Annotated in this window: 18 protein-coding genes; 1 reads left to right on the forward strand and 17 read right to left on the reverse strand. The window is 35.7% G+C overall.

What is annotated here, in order from left to right; genetic code table 11:
* Nucleotides 1-5: 5 nt before the first annotated feature.
* The 7 genes from BCB69_RS05200 to BCB69_RS05230 all read right to left on the reverse strand — a co-directional run bounded on the left by BCB69_RS05200 (nt 6) and on the right by BCB69_RS05230 (nt 5,134).
* Nucleotides 6-626 carry a hypothetical protein gene (locus tag BCB69_RS05200; protein ID WP_069177206.1) on the reverse strand — a complete coding sequence of 207 codons (621 nt, stop codon included), beginning with the start codon at nt 624-626 and terminating at the stop codon, nt 6-8.
* A complete protein-coding gene (locus tag BCB69_RS05205) occupies nt 610-2,094 on the reverse strand; it encodes a DUF2157 domain-containing protein (protein ID WP_159049975.1) in 1,485 nt (494 codons plus the stop codon). Before BCB69_RS05205 ends, BCB69_RS05200 begins: the two co-directional genes overlap by 17 nt.
* Before the next feature lie 57 nt (nt 2,095-2,151).
* Nucleotides 2,152-2,601, reverse strand: a complete 450-nt coding sequence (locus BCB69_RS05210; RefSeq protein ID WP_069177429.1) for a universal stress protein — start codon at nt 2,599-2,601, stop codon at nt 2,152-2,154.
* A 137-nt stretch (nt 2,602-2,738) separates the two neighbouring features.
* Nucleotides 2,739-3,173, reverse strand: coding sequence for an EamA family transporter (locus BCB69_RS05215; protein ID WP_107528614.1), 435 nt, complete (start codon nt 3,171-3,173; stop codon nt 2,739-2,741).
* Nucleotides 3,174-3,180: 7 nt separating this feature from the next.
* Nucleotides 3,181-3,603, reverse strand: coding sequence for an EamA family transporter (locus BCB69_RS05220; protein ID WP_069177208.1), 423 nt, complete (start codon nt 3,601-3,603; stop codon nt 3,181-3,183).
* Between the two features lie 285 nt (nt 3,604-3,888).
* Nucleotides 3,889-4,350: a universal stress protein gene (locus BCB69_RS05225; RefSeq protein ID WP_069177209.1), complete on the reverse strand. Its 462-nt coding sequence runs from the start codon at nt 4,348-4,350 to the stop codon at nt 3,889-3,891.
* Nucleotides 4,351-4,432: 82 nt separating this feature from the next.
* Entirely contained in the window at nt 4,433-5,134 is a 702-nt protein-coding gene (locus BCB69_RS05230) for a tRNA threonylcarbamoyladenosine dehydratase (protein ID WP_107528616.1), read from the reverse strand.
* Between the two features lie 231 nt (nt 5,135-5,365).
* Between BCB69_RS05230 and tyrS the strand changes: the two genes are divergently transcribed.
* Nucleotides 5,366-6,628 carry a tyrosine--tRNA ligase gene (gene tyrS, locus BCB69_RS05235; RefSeq protein WP_069177211.1) on the forward strand — a complete coding sequence of 421 codons (1,263 nt, stop codon included), beginning with the start codon at nt 5,366-5,368 and terminating at the stop codon, nt 6,626-6,628.
* Nucleotides 6,629-6,680: 52 nt separating this feature from the next.
* On the opposite strand, the gene BCB69_RS05240 is transcribed toward tyrS, so the two are convergent.
* The 10 genes from BCB69_RS05240 to BCB69_RS05285 form a co-directional block, all read right to left on the reverse strand.
* Nucleotides 6,681-9,326, reverse strand: a complete 2,646-nt coding sequence (locus BCB69_RS05240) for an AAA family ATPase (RefSeq protein ID WP_069177212.1) — start codon at nt 9,324-9,326, stop codon at nt 6,681-6,683.
* A complete protein-coding gene (locus BCB69_RS05245; protein ID WP_069177213.1) occupies nt 9,323-10,465 on the reverse strand; it encodes an exonuclease SbcCD subunit D in 1,143 nt (380 codons plus the stop codon). The genes BCB69_RS05240 and BCB69_RS05245 overlap by 4 nt, the downstream gene beginning before the upstream one ends.
* Nucleotides 10,466-10,594: 129 nt before the next feature.
* Entirely contained in the window at nt 10,595-11,941 is a 1,347-nt protein-coding gene (locus tag BCB69_RS05250) for a hemolysin family protein (RefSeq protein ID WP_069177214.1), read from the reverse strand.
* A 64-nt stretch (nt 11,942-12,005) separates the two neighbouring features.
* On the reverse strand, nt 12,006-13,205 hold the full coding sequence (locus tag BCB69_RS05255; RefSeq protein WP_236887182.1) for a DNA polymerase IV: 1,200 nt from the start codon (nt 13,203-13,205) through the stop codon (nt 12,006-12,008).
* An 11-nt stretch (nt 13,206-13,216) separates the two neighbouring features.
* The gene (locus tag BCB69_RS05260; RefSeq protein WP_069177215.1) at nt 13,217-14,206 is read right to left on the reverse strand and encodes a deoxyguanosinetriphosphate triphosphohydrolase; all 990 of its coding nucleotides are present in this window, start codon (nt 14,204-14,206) and stop codon (nt 13,217-13,219) included.
* 86 nt (nt 14,207-14,292) lie between these two features.
* On the reverse strand, nt 14,293-14,661 hold the full coding sequence (locus BCB69_RS05265; RefSeq protein ID WP_022513256.1) for an ArsR/SmtB family transcription factor: 369 nt from the start codon (nt 14,659-14,661) through the stop codon (nt 14,293-14,295).
* A 156-nt stretch (nt 14,662-14,817) separates the two neighbouring features.
* Nucleotides 14,818-15,648: a pyruvate, water dikinase regulatory protein gene (locus BCB69_RS05270; RefSeq protein ID WP_069177216.1), complete on the reverse strand. Its 831-nt coding sequence runs from the start codon at nt 15,646-15,648 to the stop codon at nt 14,818-14,820.
* Complete coding sequence (locus BCB69_RS05275; protein ID WP_173644823.1) at nt 15,648-16,283, reverse strand: helix-turn-helix transcriptional regulator; 636 nt, start codon at nt 16,281-16,283, stop codon at nt 15,648-15,650. Before BCB69_RS05275 ends, BCB69_RS05270 begins: the two co-directional genes overlap by 1 nt.
* Before the next feature lie 110 nt (nt 16,284-16,393).
* The gene (gene ppsA / locus BCB69_RS05280) at nt 16,394-18,778 is read right to left on the reverse strand and encodes a phosphoenolpyruvate synthase (protein WP_418235865.1); all 2,385 of its coding nucleotides are present in this window, start codon (nt 18,776-18,778) and stop codon (nt 16,394-16,396) included.
* A gap of 377 nt (nt 18,779-19,155) precedes the next feature.
* On the reverse strand, nt 19,156-21,258 hold the full coding sequence (locus BCB69_RS05285; RefSeq protein WP_069177431.1) for a transglycosylase domain-containing protein: 2,103 nt from the start codon (nt 21,256-21,258) through the stop codon (nt 19,156-19,158).
* Nucleotides 21,259-21,309: the final 51 nt, after the last annotated feature.

The raw sequence follows: 21,309 nt of genomic DNA on the forward strand, positions 1-21,309 counted from the left end.
TAAGATTATTTTTCACCTGCAGGAATAACATAGTCATCATTTCCCACCATAGTATATGCTGAGTCAAGTGGAGTTCCATTATACAAAAGACTTTCTATCGCTACATTCCCCTCATGAATTCTTATTATGACATGAATCTTTCCTTTTCCATCCGTAGTTACTTTCTTTGCTTTTCCATCTCGAACTTGTATATGTTCTGTCAACTCTAATTTAGCTAACTTCTGAAATTGTTTTTCAGTTAAGTATACTCTAACTGTAGGAAAATCAAAAAGAACCCGACCTTCTTTATATCCTAAAACTTTTGCTTCTATATATTCTCCGTCCGGTTTATCTTTTGTTGCCTGTTTTATAAACAACATTCCCTCAACATCTTTATCCGGTGTCAAATAAATCAAAGTACCCATTTCCGGTAATTGTTTTCCCATCCATACAGCACTCGTAACAGGAATATTCACATCCAGATAATTTTTATTGGTAAAATCTTCATATATATCAACAGAAGCAGGTGTTTGATAAGCTATACCTTCTGCTAAAATAGTGCGATATCTGCCTTGAATCCAAAAAAGGATAGCAACTTCTATTATCAATAATAAAACAATCCAAATAATTTTATTTTTTTTGCTCATGCCCCAGACCTCCTTCCGCTTCCTTTTCCAATATAGATTGTGCATTAGATTCGCTTCCTCCTACTGTTTTAGGAGATATTTTCTTTCGTTTTAACGGGTTTATTAATCGTTTAGGCCAATAGAGAAAAGTACAAACTAGAATCATAAATAAACCAATTATAATAGCATAAATTCCTCGCTGCGATAACGATAAAGTGGAATCCACCATACGTAAAACACCTATCATAAAAAGAACAATGAACCCCAGTATACTCTGCCAACTCCGTCTTGTCTGTATCCCTCGTAGTATAACACTGCATGCTAAAATACCTGCACTACTTGAAATCACAATAGCAGAAGAAGCTCCGGATACATCCCATAAAGAAAGAACTGCTGCAAGCAACATTGCAATAGGTGTAACACCCGCTACCACTGATAACCATTCAGATAATTTTAATGTAGTAATAATAAAATAAAGTTCACAAATTAAAAGTCCAATAAAAAATGTCCATAACATCCACCCTTGTGCTACTTCAACAGAATCATTCCACAGTTCTCCCCATGAACTAACAAGAAGTACGGAAAATAATCCAACCGATCCTAATGCTCTAATAGCATTTCCTGCAATAATATGAGAACGAATACTGGACCCAATAAGCCAAGTAAAAGCAGCCGCCTCTACAAAAAACATCATTTTCCAAACCATGTTGGTTATACCGGAAATTAAAAATAATATACCTATAGCCCAAACCCAAGAAAGAATAATTAATCCATATTGCCTATCACTTTTCATAAAACTGAATAAAAAAGGAATGGAAGCTATCATAAGCACCCACGACGTCATATGTATCCATCCGCCGGCATCTATAGATTGGGATGCAGCAACCGTTGCTACTACACATAAAGTCCCCAAAGAAACTGACTCCATAAGATACATTAAAATGAGTAATACCACAGCACAAAGTATACATAAGAGAGGTAAAGTACCTGCTACAAAAAATGCATCTTGAATAAGATATACAGCTAATAACAAAGAACCTCCATGAAATGCACATATTATTTCACGTATATAAAACGGTATTTTATAAGAGCTTATAACTTCCTCTGATTCTCCTTCAAGCCCCGGTACCTTTTCCGTAAAATTACCTTTAACAAGACGGTTCTCCCCTTTAACCATTTGATTCCAATGTTGATATAAAGGGATTTTTTTATCAAATAAAACTACAAGTATCAATAAAATCACAGATAAAACAAGGGGAGTAAGTGCTGCCATTAATTGTTCGCCTCTGGATAATTGACTCCATACAGAGGCCCCTATTGCAAATAATCCGCCTAATAAAGCAATAGCTGCCATGATAAAAAATACATCTTTATAAGAATGTACTTCTTCATGATAACGAGATAATATGGTACTTCCTGTTTCTTGGGTAATAATATCCTCTTTGACCCATTTTTTTACTTCACCCTTGAGCCATTTTTTATTACTCATTAAAGTTCCTCCATAATGAAAAAGAAGAACCGCCATAGGCGGCTCTTCTTATAAAATTTATTTAATAATAAATACAGGGCATTTTGCACGACTAACCATATAACTGGAAACAGAGCCCATAAAAATCCCCTTAATTTGTCCAAGTCCACGACTTCCCATAACAATGAGATCAATGTGATTGTCATCAGCCAACTCTAAAAGTGCCGGTCCCGGAGATCCAATTTCAAATAACTCTTCGTATGCAATCCCTTTAGGAATAAGTCCAGTTGCTTCCTCTAAATCCGCCTTACATTGATTTTCAAGCTCTTGTGCCAATGTCGTAGTAAGACATCCCTCTGCAATAGATACTTGATCAAAATTACTCATAGCCGCCACCATGTTGCAAATAGACGCGATGTATATGGTTGCATTCTCTGCGGCAGATGCTAAATCACAAGCATGCAACAATGCATTTTTTGCATGTTCAGAGCCATCATATGGTACCATAATTTTTTTATATTTTAACATATACATCCATCCTTCCTTTTGAAAAATTATCTCTTACATAAAGCTTTATTTATTATATATTCTTACTAGCATTTCTGTATTTCAATTATAGCATACATTTTTAACTATACATATCTTAATCATTCTATAATTACTATTTATACAGCTGCTAAGATGACCCCAATAAAGCAAAGTATAATTCCAACTATATTCCTAGTTCCGAGCCTATCTCCAAAATACAAAATACCAATAGTTGCCAGTATGGCAGAAGTCAATATATCTGCCACTAAAGCTCCTTGACTTACTTGCCATCCATGATGATACATGAGAATAAATCCTGCTTCCAAACCGGGAACAAATAGACCAAAAAATAAATATCTTTTAGAAGTCTGTTTTAAATCTTCCTTTAAAGTCGGTTTCTTAAATAAAATGACACAAATCATACAAACAAGAAAAGCAATAATATAAGCAAGACCTACTCCTAAAAATTGATTTCCCTGAGCAGGAATACTCCTACTCGACAAGTGATATCCTACATTAGCTACTACAACTAATAATAGAGAGCCGTAATATATACCTTTATTTTTCATCATGCCCTCCTCAAGATTCTAAAAGAATAACACCGGAAAAACAACTCAGAACACCGAGTATATTAATCCAACTCAACTGTTCAGAAAACAGGAGTACACCGGCAAGAACTAAAATGCTTGTGACTAATACATCGGCAGTTAATGCTGCTTTACTGACTTTCCAACCACTATGATACATAGCAATGAACCCGATTTCTATACCGGGAACCATAATTCCAAGTAAAAAATAATGCCAAGAAATTTGTCCAAGTTCTGTATTCAAAGAACTTTCTTTAGTAAATAAAAACAATATCATACAAACAAAAAAACCAACAATATATGCCATTCCTACACCGAAAAAATGATTTCCCGTTTCCGGTATTTTACGGCTTACCAAATGATATCCGATACCTGCAAAAAGTACTAATAGTAAAGAAAAAACTGACATAAACATATTTCTTATATCCCCCATTAAAAGAAAACAAGAGTACATAATTTATAAACATAAAATCTTCGTCGATACCTTTGTTTGCATAAAGACTTTTTAGTAAACATCTTGTTTTCTTCTCCTTTCAGCTAATTAACAAAAAAAGCACTCTACGTGCCTTTTCAACGATTAACGTATGTAGCCTACAGGTCACGTAAAATGCTCTTATTCTTATCCGGCGACAAAAATAAATTTACAATATAGTATCATGCACCCCATATACTGTCAACAATATAATCACTCATTAATTTTCTAACAAACAGGATTCTCTTTTTGTATTTTTTCTTTGGTTACTAATACAGGACAATTTGCATGCTTTAATACATAAGAAGATACCGACCCAAAAGCTAATCCTTTTACCATCCCCAAGCCTCGATTTCCCATAATAATTAAATCTACACCTATAGAATGAGCTAAATGAACAATCCCTTCTGCCGGCGGCCCTACAGCAATCAATTGTATAGGTTGTATATCAGAAGGAGCATGCCCCGAAAACTCCTTGATAACACGAAGTCCCTCTTTGCGAGCATCACTTTCTTCTGTACTTCCGCTGATAGGCATGCGACCTATTCCTGAATTTTCCCAACGCACATGTACCATATATACCATATGTAATTGTGCACCAAAAGTTTGTGCTAATTCGCATGCCCATTGAAAAGCTGCAAAAGATGCTGCGGAACCATCTACCGGCACTAAAATTTTATGTATTTTCATAAGATTCACCTTTTACATATTGCATGAATACAAAAATAAGAAATATGTAATTCTTATTTTCTATCATATTAGAACACATCTTTTATCTGACTATACTTTCTCCTAAAATAGTACGAATAATATATCCTGCCATCATCATTCCCGCTACAGGAGGTACAAAAGAAATGGATCCTGGTATTTTATTATTCCCCAACGATTTAAGTGGTGTCTCTGTTGAACAAACCACAGGCAATCGTTTTACGCATGTTTCCTTAAGCTCTTTTCTCATTTTTCTTGCCAATCCACAAGAACTTGTTTTATAAATATCTGTAATATTTAATAACTCCGGATACAATCGATTTCCTGTACCCATAGAAGCAATTTCAACAATCCCTTGTTCATGACAAGAAACTGCCAATGCTATTTTAGCCGAGATATCATCGATAGCATCAATAATATAATTAACCTGTAAATTAGAAACAAAATCTATAGCTGATGGAGTATATTTAGCGACCAATGCTTGCACAACACAAGAAGAGTTTACTCTTTTCACACGTTCTTCCATTACGTCAACTTTATACTGACCAATGGTCGTATAATCAGCAACAAGCTGTCTATTCATATTAGTTTCTGTAACAATATCGTCATCAATAAAAACCAAATGTCCCACACCGGCACGTGCTAAAGCTTCTGCTGCATAAGAGCCGACCCCACCAATACCAAACACAGCCACCTTTGCTTCTTGTAATTTTTTTATACCGGATTCCCCTATAAGAAGTGCTGTCCTTTCATATAAAAACTCCATTATTGTTCTCCTAAAATAATTTCTATTTTTAAAAATCTCAAATATGTTTGTAGTATAACATAGCTTTTAATTTTCATATTTCTATATAGTTTTGAATATGATACACTATATTTATCAAATAGCCTTGCTTATCGGAATAGCGTGGCGACCTACAATCGTTTATGGTCGTCTTTTTTGTTTAAATACTTCATTAAGCAGATTCTAAATTTATCAGAAAGGGACTTACTTCATATGAATATCATTGATGAATTAAAATGGCGTGGAGCGATTAACCAACAAACAGATGAAACCGGTTTATATAATTTAGTAAAAAATAAATCCATTGCTCTATATTGCGGTGTAGATCCTACCGGTGACAGTATGCATATCGGCCATTTGATTCCATTTATGATTTTAAAACGTTTTCAATTAGCAGGACATCACCCTTATATGTTAATCGGTGGAGGTACCGGAAGTATTGGTGATCCAAGCGGACGCAAAACAGAACGTGTTCTTCAAACGATGGATAAGGTGCAACATAATGTAGAATACTTAACTAAACAGTTAACACACCTTTTCGGTGGAGAAGAAAATATTACTTTTGTTAATAACTATGATTGGCTATCTGAAATTAACTTACTAGACTTCCTTAGAGATTATGGCAAGTATTTTAATATTAATAAAATGCTAGCAAAAGAAGTCGTAGCCAGCCGCTTAGAAACAGGGATCTCTTTTACAGAATTCTCCTATCAAATCCTTCAATCAATCGATTTTAAACATTTATATAACACTTATAAGGTGCAACTCCAAATAGGAGGAGCAGATCAGTGGGGAAATATTACTGCCGGTATTGATATGATTCATACTATTGACGGTTCAGATGCTCCGGTATATGGACTTACCATTCCATTAATGCTCAAGGCAGATGGAACCAAGTTCGGTAAAACAGCAGGCGGTGCCGTGTGGCTGGATCCACAAAAGACATCCCCCTATGAATTCTACCAATTCTGGTTTAACCAAGATGACCGTGATGTAGTAAAATATCTTAAATATTTTACTTTCCTCTCTCAAGAAGAAATTAATGCCTTAGAAGAAGAAGTAAATACTCATCCGGAAAAACGTGAAGCACAAAGGAAATTAGCTGAAGAAGTAACCCGTTTCGTTCATGGACAAGAAGGACTTAATGAAGCACTTCGAGTTACAGAAGCACTCTTTAGCGGCAATGTACAGGAATTAAGTGCAGCAGAAATTGAAGGAGCTTTCCGCAATACCAAGGGAGGTACTTTACACAGTGTTCCAATGAATATTGTAGAAGCATTAGTAAGTGGTAAAGTTATTAAATCAAAACGTCAGGCAAGAGAAGACGTTTCTAACGGAGCTATTCGCATCAATGGAGAAAAAATTACAGATATTGAAGCAACCATTACCGCACATCCTAACACAAACGGAAAACATATTATTGTAAAAAAAGGTAAGAAAAATTATTTCTTATTAAAAGTCTCCAGTGAAATATAATTTATTTATCTAAAAAGGAAGCTATAGAAAAACAGCTATAGCTTCCTTTTTATTATCCATCTATTTCAAATGCTGCAATACTTCCCCGCTGCGTTTTTTCTATACGTAAACGAGTAGTAATTCTTTCTTCTAACTCTGATACATGAGAAATAATCCCAATCATACGGTTTTGCCCTTGCATTGCAATTAAAGTTTTCATGGCTAAATCTAAGGTTTCTTGATCAAGACTGCCAAACCCTTCATCTATGAACATAGAATCTAAATGGACTCCACCGGCGTACTCTTGTACTACATCTGCCAATCCAAGTGCCAAAGATAGAGAAGCTAAGAAAGTTTCTCCTCCGGAAAGAGTAGAAGCTACTCTAGACTTTCCGGTATAACTATCCATAACTTCTAAATCCAATCCTCCCGTTTTTCTGGCATCCACTCTTTCACCACGAGCACGTTGCAGCTGGTAACGACCTCCACTCATGACAGAAAGCCTTACATCTGCTTTACGAGTTACATCATCCAACAAGGCACCAAGAACAAATCTTTCAAGATTTACACCAGTCTCCGTTCCTCGAATAACCATATGTAAACCTCCTATAACTGCATGTTTCTTTTCTTTCTCCGCTCCTAATGTTTCAAGTTTTTCAATTTCTTCTAAAGTCTTTTTACGTGTCTTATATTGTTCTTCCAATCTAGTTAATTCTGATAAAACCGTTTTCGTTTTACCATCTAATGTATCTCTTTGTTTATTCCATGCCTCTATATCCGGCTTTTTCTCTCCGGCAATTCTTTTACTCTCATTTTCAATAATTTGTTTTGCAGACTTTATATCCGCTTCATAAGCAGTTAACTCTTCTGTTAACTCTTTAATTTGAGGAATTCTCTGATTATATCTCTGCTGTTCTTTTTCATCAGAAAAACCTTCTTCCCTAATTTTTTTCTTAAAGTCGGAATAAGAATTCTCATAGGTATTATTAAGTACAGATAAATCATTTTTTAATATCTGTAAACACGCTTTTTGTTTCTCAAACTCTTGTTTAGATTCATTAAGCAAAGTTTCTATTTGATGTCGTTGTTTTTCATAAGAATTACAGATAGAATCCAACTCTTGTATTTTTTTATTAAGTACTTTTAATTGTTTAAATTCTTGCGGAATCTTTCTATGCAATTCAGCCCAGAGACTTTCTGTCCTCACATAGGTATCTTTTTTCAAAAGAAATTCTTTATTTCGGTACTCTTCATGCTTTCCTCTCGCTTCTTTTGCCATCTGTTCCGCATCTACCGCTTGTTTTTTAGCTTGCTTTACATCTTCTTTTGTAATGGATTCTTCTCTATAAGCAGACGGTTTGGGATGTACTAAAGAACCACATACCGGACAAGGTTTTCCATCTTCTAATGTATTTGCCAAAAAAGAGGCTTGATTATGAGTAAATTTTTCTGCTAAAGCTTCTGCAATATTTCGAGTCAACCTTACTTTCTCTTCTGCCGTTTTATACACATCATCTAATTTTTGATAAGTTAACTGTGCTTGTTCCCATTCTTGTTTTGCCTTCGCTAAAGCTCCTGTAATTTCCTCAAATTTTTCAACTTCCGGTTTTAAAGTAGTCAGAATGGTAAGTTTTTTTGCCATTTCTTCCTGTTTTTCCTTATCTTTTTGTATAGCATCAAAAGCAAGCTCTGCTTCTTCCTTTCTTTTTGCTATAATTTCAAATTGATTTATCCCCTTCTCTATAGCTTTCTTTTTATCCAATCGATTTTTAAAAAGTTCTACTAAAGCATTTCGAGTAGGTGCTAACCGTTCTGCAGCTTTAATTTTATCCAGTTCAATGGTTTTCTGCTGCATCTCTTTATGCTTTGACTCCAATCCGGACAAAGATTCTTTTGCTATAGATAATCGAGAAAAAGCATCATTAAGTGCAACCACCTTACTATAAGACTCTTGGAAAAGCTTTTGTTTTTGCTCCAACTCTTTCCATTTTTTTCTTTTTTCTTTTTCTAACGCCGCATCTTGGATAATACATTGTTTTAACGCTTCTGTACTTGCAAATTCCTGTGTAGTCAAAAGAGTTGCAATTCGTTCTCTCATTCCTGTTACTTCATGCTCTAAATCCAAGACCATTCTTTTTAATTTTTGCTCAATTAACCCATATCTGTAAGTTCCAAATAATTTCTGCATAATTTCTTGCCGTTGACTGGAACCTGCCAACAATAAATCTTTGAAATCTCCTTGCGGTAAAAGAATAATTTGTCGAAATTGGTCAAATCCGATTCCCAATAAATCTTCCACCGCTTTTTCTACACCCTTAGTTGTTATGTTTCGAATAACATTCCCTTTGTTATCAATCTCATTAAAAAGTGCTTTACCAGCTTTTTCTACCGGTTTATCAGTATCTCCACGTTTTCGTTTTGCCTGTTGTGTAGGGCTTCGATGTACACGATAATACTTATCCCCCAAACAAAAATCAAACTCTACATAGGTTTCTCGCTCAAGAGTTGCATGGGAAGAACGCATACTTTCTCCAGTTCGCATTTCACCACTCGTTCTTCCATATAAGGCATAGCACATAGCATCTAAAATAGTGGATTTTCCTGCACCTGTAGGTCCACAAATCAAAAATAGCATATGATTTCCTAACGTAGTAAAATCAAGCTCTTGTAAATCAGCATAGGGACCAAAAGCGCTCATAGTTAATTTTATCGGTCTCATGGGGTCGCCTCTTCTTTAATTTCCTCTAATATATGTTGAATATACTTTTTTTCCTCATCATTTAATTTTCTATTTCTAAACTCTTCCATAAAAATTTCTATCATATCCAGTTCACTAACTTTTTTATGCAAATCAAGATGACGCTCCCCACTATCCTCTTTAGTTAATCTTCTACTGGTTAATGCCATAATATGTGGATAACGTGTGCGCAATCGAGCCATCGCATCAATAACAGGATTTTCATCCATCAAGTCAGCACGAATAAAATCATCATTATATAAATCTTCTTGTTGCATTAATTCTGCAAAAGTACCGGTAATAATTCTTACATTATGTCTTGGTTTTAATGGTATAAAACGAGTAGTTACCTGCCCTTCTCCATTAATTTCTCCAACAATAATACCTTTTTTCTGCTTTACTTCACTAAAAGAATATTTCAATAAACTCCCACTATAACGAATAACATCTGACCCCGCTTTCTGTGGAGCATGCAAATGTCCCAATGCAGTATAATTATAGTCTTTAAAAATATCTGCTTGAATTTGTTCCGTACCTCCGATATCTAAAGGTCTTTCTGAATCACTTGCCAATCCACCTGCTACGTATTCATGTGCAATAGCAATCTTACGAGAATGCTGAGGTAATGTTGCTAATATACTTTCTGATAAAGCCCGCTCCGCACTATCATGATCTCGAATAGCATCACATTGCAAATAATGACGAATCACACTAGGTTCCGCATAAGGAAGTGGAACAAAAATTACATCTCCCCATGTATCTTTTAAAACAATAGGGCTCGTAGTTATTCCCAGTTCTCCGCATATATAAAGTCCCTGTTTACGTAAAAGATGAGATGCAAAAGATAAGCGTTCTGCACTGTCATGATTGCCGGAAATAACAATCATTGGAATTTTTCTTTTATCACAAATTTCATATACTATTTCATTAAATAAATCTACTGCTTCTGCAGGAGGAACAGATCTATCATATACATCCCCGGCTAATAAAATAACATCCGGTTTTTCTTCATCTACAAGAGGGATAAATTGCTCTTTTAATATCCATTCTTGTTCTTCAGTAAGATATCCTCCATAAAACAGTTTTCCCAAATGCCAATCCGCGGTATGTATAAATTTCATAATGCCTCCTATGCATAAGCATCTGTTATTACTTATATATTAAAGATATTCATCGATAATTCATTTATTTTTTATTATACCAAACCTCAGTTTACTACGACTGTAAACTGCCATATCAAAAAAGAGACGTTATATAACGTCTCTTTTATTTCTTGTAACAAGTACCTTATCTATTCTACGATTATCACAATCTATTACTTCAAAAATAAACTCTCCAAAACTTGTTTTTTCTGTTTCTTTAGGAATATATCCAAAACGATATGTTACAAATCCTCCTACAGTTTTATAGTAATCTTTTGCTTCTCCGGGTAACTCTTCTTCTATTGAAAAATAGTTTCTAAAATCATCGATTGTACAAAGACCTTCCACTAGCCAAGTATCTTCCGCATAGGGAACGATTTTATTTTTCTCCTCTGCTACATCTTCTTGATTCCCAGGCATATTTCCTAAAAGTTGTTCTAATACGTCATGAAGAGTAACCATTCCTGTTAATATACCATATTCATCAATGACAATAGCTTCGTGAGTCCCTTTTTCTTTAAAAGTAGAAAGGATTTTGTCTAAAGTAAGTGTCTCAGGAATTAAAACCGGAGTATATAAACATTTTTTTATAGATTCCTTTATACTTTGCCTACCTTGTGTTTGATGTTGATCAAGTAATACATCCGTTGTCCCGATAAGACCGGAAAATTCATCTAAGGAGCCTTTGCCTACAGGCAGTCTGTAATGTTCACTTTGCTCTACCATTTTCCAAATCACTTCATCAGATTCGTCTATATCCACCCAATAAAACACACTGCGAGGAGTCATACAATCCGCTGCTGTTAAATCATTCATCTGAAATACACGATCGATAATTTCCGGCTCTTCTTTATCAAAAGTCCCAAGGCGTGCACCTTGTTGTAATAAAACCATAATTTCTTCTTCCGATACAGACTTTTCACGCTCCATATGAATTCCCATAGCAGAAACTACATGCTTAGTAGACCAAGTACAAAAAGATATAATCGGTCTAAATATACGAGCTGTCCATAACATAGGACCTGCCACTAAACAAGCTACTTTTTCCGGCTGTGCAATAGCAATCCACTTTGGTACCAATTCTCCTATAATCAAAGATACATAGGTAACTAATGCCATAACAATAAATAAAGACAATCCCTCTGCATAGTCAGCTAACAAAGGAGTCTTTCTAAGTACATTTGCCATGGGACCTGCTAAGGAAGCACCGGAAAACATACCTGTTAAAATACCGATCGTAGTAATTCCTACTTGAATAGTAGAAAACAACTCTTCTGTATGTTGTGCCATATGAAGAGCCAATTCTGCTTTTTTATTGCCCTCTTCTGCCATTTCCGTTAACTTCGTTTTTCTGGCACCAACAATAGAAATTTCAGCTAATGAACATACTGCATTCCCTAAAATAAGCAAAAATAAAATCAATAATTCGGGCCATAGGGGTCCGTTATTCTCCATAGTGATAAATTCCTCCTCACATACCATTTATCATTCACTATAACACAATCCTATAAGAATATCTTTATGAATCTTCTTTCTTTTTCTTCTTGGAGTGGCTCTCATCCTCGAGCCAAATACCTCTACGTATAGCCATCTCTCCATATTTGTGTTGTATCTCATCCACAACAGAAGCCACCTTATTATAGCGTTCTTTACGATCGGAAAACAGGTTCATCATTTCCATAGTTTTCGTTAAATGACTTCCTGTAACACCAATAAGCCTTACGCCCTCTTTTATTGCCATTCGTTGTAATAATTTCTGTGCTACCATATCAATTTCAGATGCAAGACAGGTCGGATCTATCAAAGACATGGAACGTGAAATGCTTTTAAAAGATGCAAATTTAATTTTCAACGTAATTGTAGCTGCCGATAAGTTATGCGCTCTTAATCGTTTAGCCACTATATCACTATGTAGTGAAATTTGTTTGGATATTTCATGAATATCATTTAAATCCGTTTCATAAGTAGACTCGTCACTGATAGATTTAATAATTCTTTTGGGTACAATAGGACGATGATCTATTCCCAGCGATAAGTTTTTTAATCGCTTAGCCTGGTTACCAACTATTTTAGCGAGTTTTGTAATATCGACTTGTTGTATATCTCCAATCGTTTTAAATCCGGACTGCAATAATTTCTTCTCCGTAATATGACCTACTCCCCATAATTTTCTTACGGGTAATAATTTTAAGGTAGAAGCTTCTTTTCCATATGGAATAATATACAGTCCATCCGGTTTAGCTAAATCGCTTGCCATCTTTGCCAAAAATTTATTAGGAGCAATACCGACAGAAGCTATCAATCCCACTTTTTCTTTAATTTCTTTTTTAATAGCCGTTCCTATATTATCTAAAGTCTTATATTGACTCCCCATTCCTGAAATATCCATAAAAGCTTCATCTAAAGAAAGAGGTTCTATCGTTTCTGCATAATGTAACATGATTTCATGAATTTCTTTGGATATTTTCTTATATACTGTAAATCTCGGTGTCACAAAAATTCCTGTTGGACATTTACGCCTGGCAAGCATGATAGACATAGCTGAATGCACACCAAACTTACGTGCTTCATAAGATGCCGTTGCGACCACACTCCGTTTAGTGTTCCCCCCTACGATTACAGGTTTTCCTCGATAATCAGGATTATCACGTTGTTCTACCGATGCATAAAACGCATCCATATCAACATGCATAATCCAAGAACGTTGTTTTTTCATCATGATTCATTCTTCTAAAAATTCCAATAACGAGGAACATAAATCTCTTGATATAATGAAATAGCTCTATTATCCGTTAATCCTGAAATATAATCGGTAACTGCTTGACTTGTATCCTTTGCTAAACGAAGAAATTTCTCAGGAAGTTTTTCTGAATGTTTTATGAAATAAGAATACAATTGTGTAACTACATGATATCCGCGTTCTCTGTCAGGAACCATAATTGGTGCAATATACACATTCTCAAACATAAATTTTCTAAACTGTAAAAGAGTTTTTTCTCCGGTAGGCGACATAGATAAGGTGTGTTTATCTAAGGAATACGTAATTAAATCCATAACCATGGCAGTAATCATATCCGAATGTGTCATACCGAACAACTCTCGAACCTCTACTGGTAAATCTTTAGCTGTTAATATATTAGAGCGTTCTGCATCATCAAAATCATGACAAAGATAAGCAATTCGATCTGCATATTTTATTAAGCGACCTTCCCAAGTATATGCCTGAATATTTCCTGTATGATGCAAAATACCATCTCTTACTTCGTTTGTTAAATTAAGACCTTGCCCATTTTTCTCTAAGTGTTCTACAATACGTACACCTTGTTCATTGTGTTTAAAATGCCCACAAATATCATTAAGTGCCGATTCGCCAACATGACCAAAAGGTGTGTGCCCCATATCATGACCAAATGCAATAGCTTCTGTAAGATCTTCATTCAAAGAAAGAGCCCTTGCAATAGTTCTTCCAATTTGTGCAACCTCTAACGTATGCGTCATTCTTGTTCGGTAATGATCCCCCTTGGGCGCTATATATACCTGTGTTTTATGTTTCATTCTACGAAAAGAATTACTATGTAAAATTCTATCTCTATCTCGTTGGAAAGCAGTACGAATAGGACAAGGCTCTTCCGGATAATCTCTTTTCGCATTGCAAGCAAGTGCAGCTTCTTTTATTAATAATTGTTTTTCTACTTGTTCTGAACGTTCACGAATATTCATAACTCTCCTTTCTCAATACCCGAAAGTATTGTTATCTTTACATAAATTTATATAGATAAAAAAACTGCGCTCTCAGGCGCAGTTTTTTAATTGCCAAAAATATCTTTTCCATCCTGGCCGTTAGCTTTTTCATCTTTACTATATTTTACATAACGACAGATGCATTTATCTTTTAGTCGATAAAGCTTAGGAATAAAGGCAAGTAACTCTTCAAATGTTTCTTCATTAATAGAATACTTTGTCCATAAACCTTCACGACGTGCATTAACAACTTTAGCTTCAATTAAAATCTTCATATGATAACTTAAAGTAGATTGAGATAAAGTAAAGTTACTAAGAATATCCCCTGCAGACATTTCATTACAAGATAACATGTCTACAATACATAATCTTGTTTCATCAGATAATGCTTTAAAAATAACCGCATAATCTTTATAAAATAAAGTATCAGCCATCGCCATTCTCCCTTTTGTTTTAGATAATCGTTCTTAAATCGATAGTTTTCAATTTATTATATAAAAAGATTAATAGAATGTCAATATATTTCGATAATATCTTGCATTATTGCCCCTAATGATATATTGCATTTCCTATCAACTTATCTTTTCTTTTTAATAACGCTCCCCATAAATTTGTTTATTTCTTTCCATAATTTCCATAATACGAGAAGCCGTTTCTTCAATCGCCTTATTAGATACATCTAACACAGCACAATGTAAATGACGCATTACAGATTTAGCATATAACAATTCTTCCTCAATACGAGAAATATCCGTATAATTAGCCGACCCGTTAAACCCTAATGCCTTAATTCTTTCTGTTCGAATAGAGTTTAATTTAAACGGATCGATAATAAGCCCTATTAACTTGTAAGGCGGTACTTCAAAAATTTCCTTAGGAAGAGGTAGTTCCGGAACAAGAGGTAAGTTTGCCACTTTGTAAGCTTTATGTGCTAAATACATTGATAATGGAGTCTTAGAAGTGCGAGATACCCCGATAAGAACTATATCGGCCTGCTTAAATCCCACCGGATTTTTTCCATCATCATATTTAACGGCAAACTCAATCGCTCCAACCTTTTTAAAGTATTCTTGATCCAACTTATGAATAATGCCCGGTTTCATCCTAGGTTTAGTTTGTGTTACTTGAGATAACATATCCAGCATAGGACCTAAAAGATCTACATATTTAACTTGCTTTTCCGTTGCTGCTCTTTCAAATTCCGCGCGAAGCTCTTCCGATACCAAAGTATGACATACTACACCGTTATTAGTTGCTGCTTCATTTACAATATTCTGAATCTGCTCTACATGCCTTACAAAAGGTACTCTAATAATATCCAAATGACTTTCATCAAACTGACTAATAGTCGCTTTGGCTACGCTTTCGGCTGTTTCTCCTAAAGAATCGGATACTACATAGATCATTTTTGGCTCATTCATTATTTATCTTTACCTTTACCTAATTCCAAGAACAACCTGGTAATATTTGTCTTAGATAAGCGTCCATGAAGTACATATTTCTTGCTACCGCCTTCATCCTCTATGGTAATAACCGGTAAACAGTCAATTTCATAATCAATTAACTTCTTAGCAACATCCACCATGCTATCCTTAGGTTCCGCAAAAATCATTTTCGACTTGGATGTCATCACCATGGAAATAGGCATACTCTGTAAATTTTCTCTTCCCATAGCTGCCTTAAGAAGATCCTTACGAGATACTACACCTAATACATCCTCTTTAGTTCCAACAAAGACAGTTCCTATATCTTGTGTAAAAAGAAGTACCGCTGCATCATAAGCACTTGCTGTTACAGAAACAATAGCAGGACTTGACATACAGTCTTCCACAATACACTTTCTGATTTCCATAGCTGCCGGATCTTCTCCGCCGCCCAGATAATAATACCCAAGACGACGTCGTGCCGCAATAACTTCACCGGATAATAACACTGCCAAGTCTCCACGAAGTGCACTTCTGGTTACATGAAGTCTTTCTGCAATCTGTTCTCCTGTAATGGGGCCATTTTCACGCACAATAGCCGTAATTTCCTTCTGTCTCTCAGTAAGCCTCAAACTACTCATCTCACTTTCTGTAGCCCCATATAAGGAGCTATTAATTTACGACAAAGCCGGAACTGTAGATACAGTTCCGCTTTATCCTTACCTCGTAAGTATATATGTTATTACCAATTGTAATCTTCTACTTCCACTTTTCCACGACCGGTAGCAGCATCAAGCATAAGTCTTTGTTCAAAACGTGCCACATTTCTCTTGGTAACCTTAACCATATCCGGATTTACAGACACATAATCAATGCCGCTCTTAATTAAAAATTCAGTAAATTCCGGATATACGGATGGAGCTTGTCCACAAATAGATACAGTCTTACCATCTTTATGTGCCGTTTCAATTAAATGACGAACAGCTCTCTTAATTGCCAAATTTCTTTCATCAAACAGCTTAGCAACCGTATCGTTATTTCTATCACAACCAAGAATCAACATGGTCAAATCATTAGAACCTATAGAGTATCCATCGACAAATTTATTAAACTGATCTGCCAAAATAATATTTGCCGGAAGTTCTGCCATCAAATAGAGTTTGAAGTCCGGACCACGTTCCAATCCTTCTTCTCTCATAATATCTGTAACCAATTCCGCTTCCTTAACAGTACGGCAGAACGGAATCATACAATTTAAATTCTTAAGCCCAAATTCTTCGCGTACTTTACGTACTGCTTTTAATTCCAAACGGAAAGCTTCGGTATATTTTGGATCATAATAACGAGAAGCACCTCTCCAACCAAGCAAATCCGCTTCTTCCAAAGGTTCGTACTTATCCCCGCCTTTAAGATTTCTATATTCTCCGGACTTGAAGTCAGAGAAACGAAGCACTACCGGTCTTGGATTCATAGCACGGCAAACTTTAGAAATACCTTCTGCCAACATATCAATTACTTTATCTGCACGACCTGTTTCAATTAAATACAGTGGATGTTCATGAATAAAAGTAGTCCAAATAAATTCTTCACGCATTAATCCAATACCGTCGCAAGGAAGGTTTGCATACTTGGCAGCTAAATCCGGATCACCTAAATTCATCATAACTCCGGTACCGGTTGGTGCAAAATATTCTGCTACTACTGCCTGTCCTGCAGCCTGTGTATCCTCTTTCTTAATCATATCTTCAACGATACCATCATAAATAATACCGTTTTGTGCATCTACGGTTACATCCTGTCCATCTTTTAAAGTTAATGTAGCTTCCACACTGCGGCTCTTAGTACCTACTACGCAAGGAATTCCTAATTCACGAGATACAATAGATGCATGACAAGTCATTCCTCCTGCATCAGTAATAATAGCTACCGCTTTCTTCATTGCAGGAACCCAGTCCGGAGATGTCATCGGAGTTACAAGAATTTCACCCTTCTTAAACTTTTCAATATCTTCCGGATTAGTAATAACATGTACTTTACCTGCTACTAAACCGGGAGAGGCAGGAAGTCCCTTAACAAGTACCTTATGATCTGTTGTAATATTCACTTTCTTTTCTTCCTTTGTATCTTTATTTCTTCTGGACCATACAGTTTCCGGACGTGCTTGTAAAATCCAGATTCTGTTTTTATGATCAACAGCCCATTCCATATCCATATAGCAACCATAGTGCTTTTCAATAGCACGAGCATATCCGGCTAATTCTGCCAACTGTTCATCAGTAATAACCTGCGTTCTTGCTAGCTCGTCAGAAACTTTACGCTCTTCTACACCACCATTGGGAAGACGTACTAATTCTACTGCTTTATCATTAATTTGCTTGGAACGAATGCTTAAGTCACTCTTGTTGATAACGAAATTATCCGGTGTAACAGTTCCCTGTACTACAAATTCACCTAACCCCCAAGAACCTTCTACCATAATGCAATCATCCTCACCGGTTGCAAGGTTTACAGTAAACATAACACCTGCTGCTTTAGCGTCCGCCATCATTTGAATAGCTGCTGATAAAGCTACGTTTTCATGGTCATAACCTTGTTTTGCACGATAATAAACTGCACGATCTGTAAAGGTAGATGCATAACATTCTTTTACCTTACGAATTACTTCTTCTTTTCCATGCACATTTAAGTAAGTATCTTGCTGCCCTGCAAAAGATGCATCAGGAAGATCTTCAGCCGTTGCACTGGAACGAACTGCAACAAAAGGATTGTGTTCTCCTACTTTTTTTGCTAATTCTTCATAAGCAGCTGCAATAGCATCCGCTAAATCCTTTGGCATTTCTGCACCCATGATACTTTCACGAATGCGTGTGCATACATCATGCAACTCCACACTGTCTTCCACGTCATTAAGTCCTTCAAGAAGCTCATGAATCTTATGATTTTGACCTGTCACATCCATAAAATAACGGTATGCGTTAGCGGTGGTAGCGTATCCATAAGGAACCGGTACTTTTGTTTCACTAGTAAGTTCACCTAAAGAAGAAGATTTCCCTCCAACTAAACCTACATCGGCTCTACGCAACTCATCAAACCACAATACATATTCGTTTTCTCTTTTGTCCATCATAATCCTCCTAGAACATATGACTACTGACGATTGTACATGCATAAAGTATACACGTTTATCTTTTCTATACTAATTATGGTATACCACAGCATTTAGACTGTCAAATCTGTTTTAGTTATCATATTATGCATTTATATTATTGAAACTGGTATTTATTTATCTATTTAGTACCTTTTAAAAAGATTGTACTCATTATGACAATACTTATACAATTAATTATTGTATATTACGTGTTTTATTTTTAAAAAAGAGTATGCTTATTATATATTTTTTATGTGTACTCCCAAAAGATAAATAGAATGCCATCGGTATCTTTTATAAGTTGACTATCACAAAATAAAAATGAGACGTATCATAAACAGATACGCCTCATTTTACTATTCTTCAACAGACTGTCCCGCCACTTTATCCAACAATGTCTTCCCTACTTTTTCAGCAGAGTTATTCGCTTTATCTGCTAAAGACTCTTTCTTATTCTTATCTTCAGAGGAGTCTTTCTTATTATCCTTCTCTTTGCTCTTATCTTTTTTATCTTTATTTTCCTTCTCAGTTTCAGCTTGTGACCTGCCTATTTCATTTCTGATAGATGGTGGAATATCAAAATTACCACTCCCCATTCGGGAAACAACTTGCCCCATAAAATCTCTCCAAATAGTAGCAGGTATAGTACCTCCGGTATAACCGGCATCCGTACCCGTATCATCACCAATCCATACTGCAGTTACCAACTCCGGTGTATATCCGACAAACCACGCATCATGCTCTTGATCGGTAGTTCCTGTCTTACCTGCCATAGCAGTGCCAATATAAGCTCCGCCACCGGTTCCACGAAGAACTACTTGCTCTAACATAGCATTCAAACGTTGTACCGCTGTCTCCTCTAATACACGTTCCTCTTTGGGTGTTTCGTTATGATCCTCCAATACATTACCATTGCGATCTTCTACTCGAAGAATAACTCGTGGTTGTACCAATTTTCCATTATTTGCAAAAACACTATAAGCTTTTGCCATATCCCATAAAGAAACGCCTTTAGTAAGACCGCCAAGTGCAGATGCTAAATTACCATCATTATAAGGACCACTTTCTACAAGACTGGAAATTCCACATTTTTTAGCGGTTTCTAATACATTTGACATACCCACCTTATTTGCCAAATTGACAGTTGGAATATTTAAAGAGTGTACCAATGCTTCTGTCATTGTTACCGGAGCACTTGTAGTCCCTGCATAGTTCTTAGGGGACCAACCACCAAAAGTTACTCTTTCATTCCCCAACATAGATAAAGGACTCATTCCCGCTTCCAATGCAGTTACATAAGTAAAAGGTTTAAATGCAGATCCCGGTTGACGATACATTTGCACCGCACGATTAAACTGATCTTCACCACGTCCACCAACCATAGCTTTCACATTACCTGTTTTAGCTTCAATAGTAATTAAAGCCCCTTGAGGTTGTGTTAATCCATTAGCGTCTTTATCCCCTGCAGGAAGCCCCTGTTTAACCGCTGCTTCTGCTTCTTTTTGCATATCCAAGTCCAATGTCGTATAAATCTTTAACCCCTCTTTATAAACAACATCGGAATCATATTTATCACTGATTGTTTGAATAACATAAGAAACAAAATAAGACGCAAAATTATTACTTTCATTAGAGTTTGGCTGCATCAAACCTAAATCGGCATTCTTAGCTTCTTCAGCTTGTTCAGGAGTAATATATCCATATTTAGCCATTTGATCCAATACTAACCCTTGTCTATATTTGGCCGCTTCCAAGCTTCTAAACGGAGAATAGTAATTAGGACTATTAGGGAGTCCCGCCAATAATGCACACTGTGCTAAGTTTAAATCTTTAACATCTTTACCAAAATAAATATGTGAAGCAGTTTGTGCCCCATAAGCACCTTGTCCAAAATAAATTTGATTAATATACATTTCAAGAATTTCTTTTTTCGTATATTTATTTTCAATTTCTATAGCAAGAACTGCTTCTAAAAGTTTTCTCTTAATAGTCTGATCTTGTGACAAGAATGCATTACGTGCTAACTGCTGTGTAATAGTTGACCCGCCTTGTCCTGTTGAATTACCGGATATGATATTCTTATATATCGCTCGTAAAATCCCACGCGGGTCAATACCATGATGTTGATAAAAACGCACATCTTCTGCTGCAATAAATCCGTTTTGCAGATTTTCAGGAATTTCATCAATACTGACCGGCAATCGATTCTGTTCTGCATGTACTGTAGTAATTAATTTCCCATTACAATCAAAAATTTGTGAAGATATTTCCGGACGGAAGTTTTGACTCACATCCGGTAAAGTACCTGTTACAGATAATAAAAATCCGGCACCTGCACCTGTAAAACAAATTACACAAATAATAAGAAGTGCAGTAATTAATTTTTTCCATAAAGGCTTTTTATCTCGTACCGCTCTCCGATAACGATTTCGTGTAGATTGAATTTCTGAATTTTTCATAATAGCCCCTAAGTCATATCGACTAGAAAACATAAATTCTTATAAAAACCC

Origin of the sequence: Dialister pneumosintes (assembly GCF_001717505.1) — a bacterium.
Taxonomy (GTDB): Bacteria; Bacillota; Negativicutes; order Veillonellales; family Dialisteraceae; genus Allisonella; species Allisonella pneumosinta.